Annotated in this window: 13 protein-coding genes and 1 tRNA gene; 5 read left to right on the forward strand and 9 right to left on the reverse strand. The window is 70.4% G+C overall.

The genetic code is table 11. The features are described 5' to 3' along the window. Positions 1-242: 242 nt before the first annotated feature. On the reverse strand, positions 243-2,183 hold the full coding sequence (locus ACFQ7C_RS16645; RefSeq protein ID WP_378903659.1) for a hemagglutinin: 1,941 nt from the start codon (positions 2,181-2,183) through the stop codon (positions 243-245). A 145-nt stretch (positions 2,184-2,328) separates the two neighbouring features. Between ACFQ7C_RS16645 and ACFQ7C_RS16650 the strand changes: the two genes are divergently transcribed. Beyond that, on the forward strand, positions 2,329-2,931 hold the full coding sequence (locus ACFQ7C_RS16650; protein WP_378903662.1) for a LuxR C-terminal-related transcriptional regulator: 603 nt from the start codon (positions 2,329-2,331) through the stop codon (positions 2,929-2,931). Between the two features lie 25 nt (positions 2,932-2,956). Here ACFQ7C_RS16650 and ACFQ7C_RS16655 read toward each other — a convergent pair whose 3' ends face one another. From ACFQ7C_RS16655 to ACFQ7C_RS16685, 7 genes are read right to left on the reverse strand one after another with little or no spacing between them, the layout of a single operon-like run. Further along, positions 2,957-3,406, reverse strand: coding sequence for a pilus assembly protein TadG-related protein (locus ACFQ7C_RS16655; protein WP_378903665.1), 450 nt, complete (start codon positions 3,404-3,406; stop codon positions 2,957-2,959). After that, positions 3,403-3,873 carry a TadE family protein gene (locus ACFQ7C_RS16660; protein ID WP_378903668.1) on the reverse strand — a complete coding sequence of 157 codons (471 nt, stop codon included), beginning with the start codon at positions 3,871-3,873 and terminating at the stop codon, positions 3,403-3,405. Before ACFQ7C_RS16660 ends, ACFQ7C_RS16655 begins: the two co-directional genes overlap by 4 nt. Further along, positions 3,848-4,282, reverse strand: coding sequence for a TadE/TadG family type IV pilus assembly protein (locus tag ACFQ7C_RS16665; RefSeq protein ID WP_378903671.1), 435 nt, complete (start codon positions 4,280-4,282; stop codon positions 3,848-3,850). Before ACFQ7C_RS16665 ends, ACFQ7C_RS16660 begins: the two co-directional genes overlap by 26 nt. 4 nt (positions 4,283-4,286) lie before the next feature. After that, on the reverse strand, positions 4,287-4,487 hold the full coding sequence (locus tag ACFQ7C_RS16670; protein WP_378903674.1) for a hypothetical protein: 201 nt from the start codon (positions 4,485-4,487) through the stop codon (positions 4,287-4,289). 18 nt (positions 4,488-4,505) lie between these two features. Beyond that, positions 4,506-5,438: a type II secretion system F family protein gene (locus ACFQ7C_RS16675; protein ID WP_378903677.1), complete on the reverse strand. Its 933-nt coding sequence runs from the start codon at positions 5,436-5,438 to the stop codon at positions 4,506-4,508. Further along, a complete protein-coding gene (locus tag ACFQ7C_RS16680; protein ID WP_378903680.1) occupies positions 5,435-6,298 on the reverse strand; it encodes a type II secretion system F family protein in 864 nt (287 codons plus the stop codon). The genes ACFQ7C_RS16675 and ACFQ7C_RS16680 overlap by 4 nt, the downstream gene beginning before the upstream one ends. Continuing rightward, a complete protein-coding gene (locus ACFQ7C_RS16685; protein ID WP_378903683.1) occupies positions 6,295-7,443 on the reverse strand; it encodes a CpaF family protein in 1,149 nt (382 codons plus the stop codon). The genes ACFQ7C_RS16680 and ACFQ7C_RS16685 overlap by 4 nt, the downstream gene beginning before the upstream one ends. A 180-nt stretch (positions 7,444-7,623) precedes the next feature. Here ACFQ7C_RS16685 and ACFQ7C_RS16690 point away from each other — a divergent pair, with 180 nt between their 5' ends. The 4 genes from ACFQ7C_RS16690 to ACFQ7C_RS16705 all read left to right on the forward strand — a co-directional run bounded on the left by ACFQ7C_RS16690 (position 7,624) and on the right by ACFQ7C_RS16705 (position 11,529). After that, on the forward strand, positions 7,624-10,245 hold the full coding sequence (locus ACFQ7C_RS16690; protein WP_378903686.1) for a metallophosphoesterase: 2,622 nt from the start codon (positions 7,624-7,626) through the stop codon (positions 10,243-10,245). A 106-nt stretch (positions 10,246-10,351) separates the two neighbouring features. Continuing rightward, the gene (locus ACFQ7C_RS16695) at positions 10,352-10,567 is read left to right on the forward strand and encodes a PLDc N-terminal domain-containing protein (protein ID WP_378903689.1); all 216 of its coding nucleotides are present in this window, start codon (positions 10,352-10,354) and stop codon (positions 10,565-10,567) included. A gap of 70 nt (positions 10,568-10,637) precedes the next feature. Further along, positions 10,638-10,719: transfer RNA gene (locus tag ACFQ7C_RS16700), tRNA-Leu, on the forward strand. Positions 10,720-10,764: 45 nt separating this feature from the next. After that, positions 10,765-11,529 (forward strand): DedA family protein, encoded by a 765-nt coding sequence (locus ACFQ7C_RS16705; RefSeq protein WP_378903692.1) that lies wholly within the window; start codon positions 10,765-10,767, stop codon positions 11,527-11,529. A gap of 20 nt (positions 11,530-11,549) precedes the next feature. Here the strand turns inward: ACFQ7C_RS16705 and ACFQ7C_RS16710 are convergent, their stop codons facing one another. Continuing rightward, entirely contained in the window at positions 11,550-12,452 is a 903-nt protein-coding gene (locus tag ACFQ7C_RS16710; RefSeq protein ID WP_378903695.1) for a Ku protein, read from the reverse strand. Positions 12,453-12,490: the final 38 nt, after the last annotated feature.

A 12,490-nucleotide genomic window follows, 5' to 3' on the forward strand; every position in this document is an offset into this window, starting at 1 on the left:
GAGGAAAGCGAAGGGACGTGGGACATGACGAAGACGGTCATGGTTCTCCTCCTTTCCGGTCGAGGTGCGGTGGCACCGATCCGGCACCACTGTAACGGACCGCGGGATGCAGCATCCAGCCCTCCGTCCCGCAGGCGCGGCGAAGCGGCGACGGGCACGGGTTCCGTCGCCGCTTCGTCAGCTGCCGATCGGTCCCGCCTGCGGCGGCGGGACCGGTCTCTGCGGCGGGCTTCACCTCCCGGTCATGGCAGTGGTGGGACCGTCCCTCCGTTCGTGATCGTCAGCGACGACGTCTCGTGGCAACTCGGGAGGATGTCGTCCTGCGCCGGGTTGGTGCTGTCGTAGCTGACCTTCCAGGAGAAGGGACCGCCGGTGGTGACGGCGACGGTGGTGTTGTTGGTCCCGACCGTCTGCGGCGACGCACCCGAGACACCCTGGTTCACTGCCGGGAACACCGGGGTCCCCGTGCAGTCGATCGACGGATAGAGCGTGAACGTCACCGTGCCGGCGAGCGGACCACCGGCCGAAGCCGTGATCGTCGCCGAGTCGTTCGGATACCACCGCTGCGCGGTCGACATCCGCGCCTGCACCGTGCTGACGACCACGTCCTCGTTGCCGTCGGTGCAGGTGGCGTTGTGGGTCTTGCCGAGGGTGTTCGGCGAGCTGCCGCTGTACGTCGCGACCCAGTGGTACGTGCCCGCGGCGGTCGGCGTGACCGTCGGAGACTCGTACGCGCCGTTGCCGCTCACGTTCACTGCGCTCGTCGTCTGCACAAGCGGGCCGCAGCCCGTGGTGCTCGGTCCGTACAGGGAGAGCGTGATCGTGCCACCCGCGGGCGCACCCGGCGCCGGCTGGGCCCCGGTGCGGATCACCGGGTTGAGCGGCTGGGCGGTCGTCCCGCCGAGTGTCGCCGTGTCCTTGACCGTGCCGCCGAGCACGACGCCCGCGCTGGCCTGGGTCGTGAGCGTCGGCTCAACCGGATTGACGGTGAAGCACTCGGTCACCCGTGAATCACTCGAACCCGTGACTCCACTGCCTTCGACCGGCGTGTACTCCGCCCTCCAGCAGTAGCGACCGGCGGCCGTCACCCACGCGGTCGGCGATTCGACCGTCGCCGGATAGGTCGCGCCGGTGACGTTCGTCGATCCGACGTCGGTCCCACCCTCCGTGCACAGTCCGGGCGCATCCACCTTGCAGAGGTGGAACTGCACCGAGCCGCCCACGGCGGTCGTCCCCCCGGTGATGTCCACGACAGCGGCGTCCTTGACTCCCACGACGCCGGTGCCGATCGAGATCCCCGAACCCGGGATGGTTGCGCCGGCGGCGGTCTTCGGCGTGGTTTCGGTCGTCGATTCACAGCTGCCGAACTCGGGCGCCGGTGCCAGGATGGTGTCCTTGTAGTCGGCCGTGTCGGAGTTGCCCGTCACCGTGCTCGGGATCACGTTCGCGATCGTGAGGCACTGCTGCACCCCTCCGAACACGGTGTCAGTCAGGTTGATGGCCGCTTCGCCCTTGAACCTGTCCGGGCTGTACGCGGCCTGCGACACCGTCGCGTTGAGCGGGATCGCGGCTCCGAGCGTCAGATTCGGCGCCGTTCCGCTCCAGATACGCAGCGACAGCGCGGTGCTGCCGCCTTGCTGGTCCCAGAGGATCATGAAGTCACCGGGCACGACCGGCGGGCCCGCAGATCCGCCCTGACGATTCGCCCACGGATTGCAGTTCGCGATCAGCTGAGGGTCGGTCGCGGTCTCGTAGGCGCATCCCGCCGGCGGGTCGTTCTGCATGAACTCGAAGGCGATGAACCCGCTGCCGTTGGCCGAATCGCGCTCCCACGCGAAGTAGAGCCAGTCGTCGCCCGCCGCGTCCTTCTCGGCGTCGACCCACGCGCGACGCAGATCGACCTGGGCGTTCGGGTTGGTGAGATCGAGCGTCGGCAGTGCGTCGTTGTGGATGACGGCGATCTTCGTCGAGCTGGAGTTGAGTGGGCCGAGCTCCTTGATGTTGCCGAACTCATCCTCGATCGACTCCATCGCCGGATCCGTGACATCGGGCACGACGACCCCGTCGATCACCCACGGGCCGTCCGCCGCGGTGGCTGCGGACGCTCCCCCCAGAACGAGGGCTGCCACCAGACAGCCCGTGACTCCCGCGGCGAGCGAGCGCCGCGGTTTCCCCTGAGACATGGTCCTCCCCTTTCCCCAGGCCATTACTGGCCCTAGGCTATGAACCGCGTGGGGACGCGACCATCGGGTGAAATGCGGATGGGGATTCCGGGGAACTCCCTAGGTCGTCCGTCCCAGCGGGAGGCGCGCGGTTCGGGGAGGAATCGTGAGCACGGAAGAGACATATGCCCTGGTGGTCGCCGGTGACCACGTGAGGGCCGAGTACGTGACACTGCTGGGGCGACTGGGGTTGCGCTCGATGGCATTCGCGAGAGCGACGGATGCTGCCGCCGCACTGAACGGCGTGCCGCCCGATGTCGCCATCCTCGAGGTGGAGGACGGCGGGTGCGGCTTCCTGAGAGAACTCCGAGATCGCTACGGCGCCGACATGCCCGCGGTGCTCGTGTCGGCGGACCGGACGACGCCCGCCGATGTCGTCGCGGGGCTGCTCGTCGGCGCCGACGATTACGCGGCGGAGTCCATGGACACCGAGGAGTTCCTCGCGCGGGTGCGAAGGCTCATCGAGCGGACGCGGCCTTCACGCAGTGCCACGGTCGACCTCCGGCGCCTCTCGTCTCTCACTCCGCGCGAGCGCCAGGTGCTCGCCCTCACCACGGAGGGGATGACGCAGAAGCAGGTGGCGACCGCGATGGGCATCAGCATCAAGACCGTCGGCGCCCACATGCAGAACCTGCTCGGCAAGCTCGGCGTGCACTCGCGCATGGAGGCGGTCGCGCTCGCAGCCCGCGCCGCGGCCACTGACGCGTAACCGCAGTCCGCGGCCGCGCCGGGAGTCACCGCAGTGCGGTGCGACTCGTCGCCGTGGCCTCGAGGGCGACGCCGTCGGGCACGAACACAGTGACGATGGGCGGATGCCACTGCCCGGCGACGGTCACCCGCGCCGAGACCCCATCGGGGGTCGTGGCGGAGACGAGACGGGCGTCGGGACCGAGGGCCGCCATCATCGCCTCCGCTTCGCGCCGCACGCCGGAGTCGGTCAGAGTGGCGACGGGCTCGCCGCCGACCACGTCGAGGTCGAAGCCGTCCGCCGCAGCGAGGGCCGCGGCATCCGCCACCGCATCGAGCTGCTTCTGCGCGAGGTAGAGGCTCGTCGCGGCCGTGCACACGAGGATCACCGCGATCGCGAGCACCGCGTAGCCGAGGGTGAGGATGAGCACGCTGCCGGTGTCGTCGGGGTCGCCGCCGGTGCGCGCGGCGACGACGCGGCGCAACCGCGCGATCACCGCTCGCTCCAGAACCGTGAGACCTTGTGCGCGGACGTCGACTCGATGGGAATCGCGGCGATGCGGTCGAGATCGAGCACAGGGGGCACGAGCGGCAGCGTGACCGCCGTGCGAACACGGACATGGAGCGTCGCGCCGGCACGTGGGCACGCGGCGCCGGAGGGCGTGCAGTCGATCGACAGGTCGACGTCGTCGAGGCCGTACTCGTCCGAGACCGCCGCGAGCACAGCGTCAGCCCGGGTGCGCGCGTCGTCGACGTCACTCGCCGTCGACACAGCGCGCGCGATATGTCGTGCCGCGGCTTCCGCACCAAGGCTCTGACCCTGGATGAGGCCGAGCGCGACGACCAGGTAGACGAGCGGCACCAGAAGGAGGAGGCCGACGAGGATGAACTCGAGTGCCGCCGAGCCGGTGTCGCCGAGCGGGTCCGCCGTGGCGGCGTCAGTCGAAGGATTCGACGGGCGCATGCGCCGTCACCTCCAACCCGCGCGGCGCACCGAGCAGGCCGACGAGCGGCAGGGTCGACTCGACGCGGACCTCGACGGTCTGCTGGCCGAGCGACGCGGTCTCCCGCACCGTGACGTCGGCGGCGTACTCGGCCCCGATCGTGCGCCCGACGATGTCGCGCGTGCGCTGGGCGCCGTCGGCGAGCGTGGTGTCGGCGAGCGCCGCGTGATACGCACCCTCGACGGCCGCGTCGTGGAGGACGTTGCGGACGTACACCGCGAGACCGAACTGCAGCACGCCGAGGGTGAGGACGGTGAGCAGCGTGCCCACGAGGACGAACTCGACCGGGCTGGCGCCAACGTCGTCACTGAGGTCCGCGGCGAGCCGGGCGCGCGCACCCGACACGACGCGGGCCCAGGCGACGCGCATGACGTCAGAGCCCGGATACGCGGCTGATCGCCTGCTCGAAGAGCCCGGCGAGGGCGGGCCCGGCCAGCGCCCAGATCAGCACGACGAGTCCTGCGGTCATGAGCGTGATCAGCACCCATCCGGGCACGTCGCCCCGCTCGTCGTCGGCGAGGTCGCGCACCGCCGTGTGAACGCGAGCGGTGAGGCGCAGCATCCGTGCTTTCATCATTTCTCCTTACGGCCGTCAGCCGAGTCCGAGTCGAAGCATGAAGATCCCCGGGAACACCGCGAACAGCACGCTGAGCGGCAGGATCAGGAAGACCAGAGGGAAGAGCATGTAGATCTCCTTCCGGCCGGCACGCTCGATGAGCGTGCGCTTGGCGTCTTCGCGGGCGTCGATCGCCTGCGCCTGCAGCACGTGCGCGAGTGGGGCACCGCGCTCGATCGCCGCCACGAGCTGGTCGATCGCGCGGGTGAGAGCCGGGATCTCGAGACCCGCGGCCAGGCGTGTGAGCGACTCCGACAGCGGGGACCCGGTGCCGACGGCGACCACGACGCCCCGCAGCTCCGCCGTGAGCTCTCCCGCACCGACGTCGCTGACGCGACGCAGCGAATCCAGGATTCCTTCGCCCGCCGACAGGCACAGCGCCAGGAACTCGAGCACCGTGGGCAGCTCGTCCTCGATGCGCGCGGCCCGCGCCCGCGCGGCGCGCGTGAGCCATACGTCGTAGGCGAGCGCCGCCGCGACCGCGGCGACCGGCGGCAGCAGTCCGAGCACGGGCGATCCTCGGCCCGCGAGCACCAGGACGACGACCACGCCGCCGCCGACGGCGAGTCCCGCGATCCCCCACGCGAGCTGCCGCCCGCGGAACCTCGCGGCGTCGATCGTCCAGGCCGCCCGGTGCAGCCGCCGGCTGAGCAGCGCATCGCCGCCGGCGAGCCGCGAGAGGCGCCGCTGGGCGAACCCCGACCACCCGAACGCCGAGCCTCCGCCTGCCGGCGAGGCGATCTCGAGGCCGCGAGCGTCCGTCACATCGCGGATGTAGGGGGCGATCCGCCTCGCCAGGCTCGGTGCACCCCACCGGGGCGCCAGCGAGATCAGCAGGCACACGCCCACACCGAGCGCCGTTCCCAAGACCACGGCATACGCGACATCACCCATCGCGAAACCGATCATCCGAACCACCGCCGCGGTTCCGGGAGACGGCCGAGCCGGATCATGAGCCGGTACGCGACGAGCGAGACGGCGGCTCCGACGAGGATGAGCGCGATGCCGCCGGGGCTGCCGTACGCGCTGGCTCCCTCCGGACGCATGGCGAGCATCGCGAGGATCACCCAGGGCGCGATGACGCCGAGCACCGCCGCCCCACGGATCCACGACTGACGCGATTCGACCTCGGCCCGCAGCGCGGCGTCTGCGCGCACGGACGCGGCGAGAGCGCGCAGCACCGTCGTCAGCTCGGTGCCTCCGACCTGCCGCGCCATCCGTAGCGTCTCGACAATGCGGTCGGCGACCGGATCGGCCAGGTTCGTCTTGAGGCGCTGGATGCTCGAGTCGAAGTGCCCCGACGCCGCGATGTCGCGGGCGAACACTGCGAACGAGGGCCGCAGCTCCGCCGGCGCCGAGTCGGCGAGGCCGGCGACGGCGTCGGGCAGCGACATCCCGGCCCGCACCGACGCGATGAGCAGGTCGCAGACGTCGGGCCAGAGTCCGCGCCGGGTGCGCAGCAGCTTCGAGCGGCGCGCCCTGAGCCAGGCGAACGGCGCCAGCGCCGCGGCGGTCGCTGCGACAAGGGTGAGCGCCGCGACGGGTGCGATGAGCCACGCGACGGCAGCGGCTACCGCGGCGCACACTGCGGCGACCACGACGACCGACACGACCGACACACGCGCCACCCCCGCATCCTCGAGGAGTCGCGCGATCCGCCCGCGCCGAGCCGTGCCGGAGTGGGCGGATCGCGCCCCCGCCGGCCACAGCCACGGCGACAGCGTCAACAGGAGACCTGCGGCGAGCACCGCGCCCCACACGAACGTCATGCCCCCGCCGCCCGGTAGAGGGTGTGCGCCGTGATCACGCCGCCCGAGACTCCGGTCGGCTCGACGATCTCGACGACGCGCCGAGCACCGCTCGCGTCGCGCTCGCAATGCGCGACGAGATGGACGGATGCCGCCACCGCGGGCTGCACGAAGCTCGAGTCGATGTTGCGCCCGGCCAGCAGCGGCAGCGCGGCGAGCTTGCGGAGCGCCTCGCGGGCCGAGTTGGCGTGGATCGTTGCGGCCCCGGGCACGCCGGTGTTCAGGGCGAGCAGCAGGTCGAGCGCCTCCGCGTCGCGCACCTCGCCGACGACCAGGCGATCGGGGCGCATGCGCAGCGCCTCCTTCACGAGGCGACGCAGCGTCACCTCGCCCGTTCCTTCGAGGCTCGGCTGACGCCCCTGGAGGGCGACGAGATCGGGAGCCGCGACGGCGAGTTCGAACGTCTCCTCGACCGTCACGATCCGGTGCTCCGGCGGGCACGCCGCGACGAGTGCGCCCAGCAAGGTGGTCTTGCCCGCGTGCGTCGCCCCGGAGACCAGCACCGACTGCCCGGCGACCATCGCGTCGCGCAGCATCGTGGCGGCCTCCGGTGCGAGCGCGCCCGCGGCGACGAGCCGCCCGAGGTCCCGGTACGCCGGCAGGAACTTGCGGATGTTCACCGCCCAGTGGCGGCGCGTGATGTCGGGGATGACGACGTGAAGCCGGGAGCCGTCGGGCAGCGACGCGTCCACGAACGGCTGACTGAGGTCGACCCGACGGCCGCTGGACTGCAGCATCCGCTCCACCAGATCGCGCACCGCAGTGTCGGTGAGCATGAGCGGCGTCCGCTCGGGAACGCCGCCGCGGGCCACGAAGATGCGGTCGGGGGCATTGATCCAGACTTCCTCGACCGTCGGATCATCGAGGTAGCCCTGCAGCGGTCCGAAGCCGGTCACCGCGGCGAGCACCTCACGCACGCACGCGGTCTCGTCGTCGACGGGCGCGAGGCCGCGCGCCAGCGCGAAGTCGTTGTGGCGGCGCACCTCGGCACGGGCGATCTGCGCCGCGAACTCGGGATCGCGGGTCGGATCCGAACGCTCGGCGCGCAGCCGCTCCCGTACGCGCTCGGCCACCACGGTCGGGACAGGTGCGGCGGGAGAGGTCACACGAGCATCCTCGCAATTGTGCGCCGAGCCAGCCGAAAGTTATCCACAGCAGGCGTGCGCCGCCACCGTTCTCCGTGGCCACCCCGCGTCGGACGGCGCGGCCCGGCGAACTGCCGACCCCTTGCGGAGGCCACGATTCGGGTGTACTGATTCGGCAGACGAAGAAGTCTGGTGGCACGCATGGGGATGAGACCCGAATCGACTCGGCGCCTGCTGACCGCATCGGCGGCTGCGCTCGCGGTCGTCGCGGGGAGCCTGCTCGGGGCTCCCGCGGCGACGGCGGTCGATGAGACGTTCACGATCGTCGTGCTGCCCGACACGCAGGGCTACACGGCGTCGTCGACCTATGAGGCGACCATGGGCGCGCAGACCCAGTGGATCGTCGACTCCCGCACCTCGCTGAACACGAAGTTCGTCATCCAGGTCGGCGACCTCGTCGAGTCGTGGCCCAACGTGGTTCACTGGGCGCGCGCGAGCCGGTACATGAAGACCCTCGACGACGCCGGCGTCCCGAACTCCGTGCTGCCCGGCAACCACGACCTGGACATCACGACGGGTCAGTCCAGCACGTTCGACACCTACTTCCCGCCGTCGAGGTACGCCGGCGCGTCCTGGAACTCGCCGACGGTCTCGTACGGCGGCTACCTCGGACAGAATCTGTTCGGACCGGATGAGATCGACCGCAGGAACAAGGACAACTTCAGCCTGCTCACCGTCGGCGGCGTCGACCTGCTGATCCTGAACCTCGAGTTCGAGTCGCCGGGCTACTCGATGCGCTGGGCGCAGAAGGTGCTCGACGCCTACCCGGATCGCAAGGTGATCCTCGCGACGCACGGCTTCATCAACACCGGCGGGACCCGTGCCACCCACGTCATCCGCACCGACGTCACGCCCACCTCGGCGGTCACGCTGTGGAACGAGTTCGTCACGAAGAACTGCTCGATCTTCATGGTCGTCAACGGGCACTGGCACGACGGCGACATCGGCGAGGCCCGGCGCGTCGACGCCAACGACTGCGGTCGTCCGGTCCATCAGATCCTGTCGAACTACCAGAGCCGGGCGAACGGCGGGAACGGCTGGCTGAGGTACTACACATTCGACCCCGCCGCGGGCACCGTCGACGCCTACACCTACTCCCCGACGCTCGCTCAGTACGAGACGGATGCCGGCAGCCGCTTCACGCTTCCCGTCGACCTCACCGCCGGGCGGGACGAGGTGCTCGTCAACGGAGGCTCGACGTGGAAGTGGCGCAACTCCGTCGACAGCTGGCCGAGCGGGTGGAATACGGTCGGGTTCGACGACGCCGCGTGGCCGGCAGGGCGTGCGCCGCTGGGGTGGGGAGCGGGCGTGACCACGAACATCGACCTGGGTCCGCCGACGACCCTGCGGGCGCGCTCGATGATCTTCCGTCAGACGGTCCAGCTCGCCGATGTGGACGAGCTGGCGCAGGTGCAGATCACGACACGCGCGGACGACGGCGTCGCCGTGTGGGTGAACGGCACGCTCGTGGGTACGGCATCGCTGCAGTCGACCAACCCGACGAGTTCGACGTACGCCAGCGGGGTGCGGAGCACGAGCGCGGCGACCGCGTCACCGACGGTGTTCACGGTGCCGCCTTCTCTGCTGCGCGAGGGTGCCAACACGATCGCGGCATCCGCTCACGTCAACTACCGCGGCACGGCCGACAGCAGCTTCGACCTCGTCATGACCGCGCGCCGCACCGGATCCGAGCCCGTCGACCCGCCTGCCGCTCCCACCGTCTCGGCCGCGCCCCTCTCCCCCACCTCCGCACGCGTCGACTGGTCGGCCGGCGGGGGAGGCACGACGACGGGCGTCGAGATCTCGCGGGACGGCGGCGCGGCTGTCACGGCGTCGGGTGCCTCGGGGTCGTATGTGGACACCGGTCTGGCCCCCGGCGCATCCGTGGCGTACAGCGTCGTCGCCGTCGGGCCGGGGGGCCGGTCGACCGCGGCCGCTGCCACGGTGCAGCTTCCCTCGGCACCCCCTGCACCCGGCGCGCCCGTCGTCACCGCGACCGCGACCGGTCCGCGGTCCGTCGTCGTCTCATGGTCGCCCGGCCCGGGAGGCGACGTCGCGGGAGTCGAGGTCACCCGCACCGGCGGCCCGACCCTGCAGGGGACCGGAGCCTCGGGCAGTGTGACCGACACCACGGCGCCGGCCGGGTCCTCGCTGACGTATTCGGTGACAGCGATCGGCCCCGACGGGTCCCGCTCGCCTGCTGCGACCGCCACCGTGACCACTCCGCCGGCGCCGGAGCCGGTGCCTGTCACCCTCGTCGCGGCGAACGCGTCGTGGCGGTTCCGGTACCAGACCGGGGCCTGGCCGACTGGGTGGACCTCGACCACGTTCGATGCGGCATCGTGGGGTCAGGGCGCCGCCCCGCTGGGGTTCGGCGCCGGCGTGACGACCGTCGTCGACGTGCCCCCGCCGACCACCCAGCGCCCACTGAGCATGATCTTCCGCACCGGCTTCACGGTCGCCGACCCGGCGACGCACTCGGCGATCACGCTCACGGTGCGTGGCGACGACGGAGTCGTCGTCTACGTGAACGGAACCGAGGTCGGGCGTCTGCGCATGCCGACAGGAGCCGTTTCGGCGACGACGTATGCGACGGCCGCGCCGAGCCTGACCACCGCGATATCCAGCCCGCTGGTGATCCAGGTGCCCGCCTCGCTGCTGCGAGCCGGTGACAACGTCATCTCGGCGTCCACGCACCTGAACTACCGCAGCACGCCGGGAGTCTCATTCGTGGCGACACTGGAGGCGATGCGCCAGCCGTGACCGTCCGGCCCCTCTCGCGGCGATCCGGCACCGCATCGCGCCGACGCGAGGGATGCGAACGAGCCGTGCTCGCGGCAGGATGGGATCCGGCGACGAAAGGACGACGATGACCCCCACGACGAAGACGGAGATGACCCCCGCGGCGAAGGCGGGCCTCGGCGTGCTCGGCATCGTGCAGGTCGCGTTCGCATTCCTCGCGTTCTGGGACCTCGCCCACCGCGACGCCGACGAGGTCCGCGGCCCCAAGGTCGCGTGGATCCCCGCGATCCTCGTGAACTGGATCGGTCCGGCGAGCTACTTCCTGTTCGGGATCCGCCGGTAGGTCTGAGCGCCGCTCCGGGGGTCAGCCCCACAGCCGACCCCCAGTCGCCTCAGTAGACTGAGAGCCACTCGCGGGAGTGGTGAAATTGGCAGACACGCAGGATTTAGGTTCCTGTGCCTCCGGGCGTGTGGGTTCAAGTCCCACCTTCCGCACGCGAGTTCTCGCATCCTCCGCCGACTGACGACGGGAAGACCAACGTGCACGCAGTTCCCACAGCCCTGATCCCCTGGCTGGATCCGGCCGCCATCATCGAATGGGCGGGCCCGTGGGCGCTCGTCGTCGTGTGCTTCATCGTGTTCGCCGAGACGGGCCTGCTCGTCGGCTTCCTGCTGCCGGGCGACACGCTCCTGGTCATCTCCGGCCTGCTGACGCACACCAGCAACATCTTCGGCGTCAACATCTGGGCGGTCTCGCTGCTGATCGGGCTCGCCGCCTTCGTCGGCGGTGAGGTCGGCTACTACATCGGCCACAAGGGCGGGCCCGCGGTCTTCGAGCGGAAGGAATCGGGCCTGTTCAGCGTCAAGAACGTCGAACGCACGAACGCGTTCTTCGAGCGCTTCGGCGGGCTCACCATCATCCTCGCCCGCTTCGTGCCGATCGTCCGCACGTTCGCACCGGTCGCCGCAGGCATCGGCCACATGAACAAGTGGAAGTACACCCTCTACAACTTCATCGGCGCCGTGCTGTGGGGCTTCGGGCTGACGATGTTCGGGTATCTGCTGGGCTTCATCCCGCCTGTCGCCGAGTTCGTCGAGAACTACATCGACCTCATCCTGCTGGTCGCCGTCGGCGGCACCGCGCTCGTCACGCTGTGGCACTATCTCCGCGAGCGCAGCAAGGCGAAGAAGGCCGCTGCGGCCGGCGAGGACGTCGTCACCGACCATGCCGAGGCCGAGGCGCTCGTGCTCGACCCCGAGGTGTTCGAGCGTGGCCCCGAGCACGGCGAGGCCCCCAAGGCGTGAGCCGCGGGGCGATCAGCCCCTCAGGACGCCTTCTTCTTCTTCGCGGCGGGCTTCTTGGCGGATGCCTTGGCCTCGGTCTTCGCCGGGGCGGCGGCATCCGTCTTCCCTGAGGCCGCCTTCGTGCCGCCTTCGCGGGCCGCGCGCGACTTCTCGACGCTCGCGCGCAGCGCCGCCATGAGGTCGATGACCTCGCCGCCCGCCTCTTCCTCCTCCTGCTCGCCGAAGGTCTCGGAGGTGTCGAGCGCGTCGCCCTTCTCGAGCTTCGCCTCGATGAGGGTGCGCAGCTCCTCCTGGTACTCGTCCTTGAACTCCTCGGGATCGAAGTCGCTCGAGAAGCTCTCGACGAGCGACGCCGACAGCTCGAGCTCCTTCGCCGAGATGCGCACCGACTCGTCCAGCGAAGGGAACGCGGCTTCGCGCACCTCGTCGGACCACAGCAGGGTCTGCAGGACGAGCACGTCGTCGCGCACGCGCAGTGCCGCCAGGCGGGTCTTCTGCCGCAGCGAGAACCGTACGATCGCCGTGCGATCGGTCTGCTCCAGGGTCTTGCGCAGCAGCACGTAGGCCTTGGGAGACGCAGAATCGGGTTCGAGATAGTACGCGCGATCCAGCGTCAGGAGATCGATCTGCTCGCTCGGCACGAACTCCACGACGTCGATCTCTCGGCTGCGCTCCGCCGGGAGCGACTCGAGGTCCTCTTTGGTCAGGACCACAGTCTTCTCGCCGTCGTCGTACGCCTTGTCGATGTCGGAGTACGGCACGACCTCGCCGTCGATCTCGCAGATCCGCTGATAGCGGATGCGCCCGCCGTCCTTGTTGTGCACCTGGTGCAGCGAGACGTCGTGGTCTTCCGTCGCCGAGTACACCTTCACCGGCACGTTGACGAGTCCGAACGTCAGTGCACCCTTCCAGATCGCTCTCACCCCACCAGTGAACACCAGGGCGCCGACACGCGGCCACC

This window comes from Microbacterium sp. NPDC056569 (assembly GCF_042793475.1).
GTDB lineage: Bacteria > Actinomycetota > Actinomycetes > Actinomycetales > Microbacteriaceae > Microbacterium.

What these genes read in the sequence shown, in the direction of transcription:
- ACFQ7C_RS16660 (WP_378903668.1), bottom strand. Translation starts at nt 3,873, where the DNA reads ATGCGCCCGTCGAATCCTTCGACTGACGCCGCCACGGCGGACCCGCTC.
- ACFQ7C_RS16645 (WP_378903659.1), bottom strand. Translation starts at nt 2,183, where the DNA reads ATGTCTCAGGGGAAACCGCGGCGCTCGCTCGCCGCGGGAGTCACGGGC.
- ACFQ7C_RS16690 (WP_378903686.1), top strand. Translation starts at nt 7,624, where the DNA reads ATGGGGATGAGACCCGAATCGACTCGGCGCCTGCTGACCGCATCGGCG.
- ACFQ7C_RS16670 (WP_378903674.1), bottom strand. Translation starts at nt 4,487, where the DNA reads ATGAAAGCACGGATGCTGCGCCTCACCGCTCGCGTTCACACGGCGGTG.
- ACFQ7C_RS16675 (WP_378903677.1), bottom strand. Translation starts at nt 5,438, where the DNA reads ATGATCGGTTTCGCGATGGGTGATGTCGCGTATGCCGTGGTCTTGGGA.
- ACFQ7C_RS16680 (WP_378903680.1), bottom strand. Translation starts at nt 6,298, where the DNA reads ATGACGTTCGTGTGGGGCGCGGTGCTCGCCGCAGGTCTCCTGTTGACG.
- ACFQ7C_RS16695 (WP_378903689.1), top strand. Translation starts at nt 10,352, where the DNA reads ATGACCCCCACGACGAAGACGGAGATGACCCCCGCGGCGAAGGCGGGC.
- ACFQ7C_RS16665 (WP_378903671.1), bottom strand. Translation starts at nt 4,282, where the DNA reads ATGCGCGTCGCCTGGGCCCGCGTCGTGTCGGGTGCGCGCGCCCGGCTC.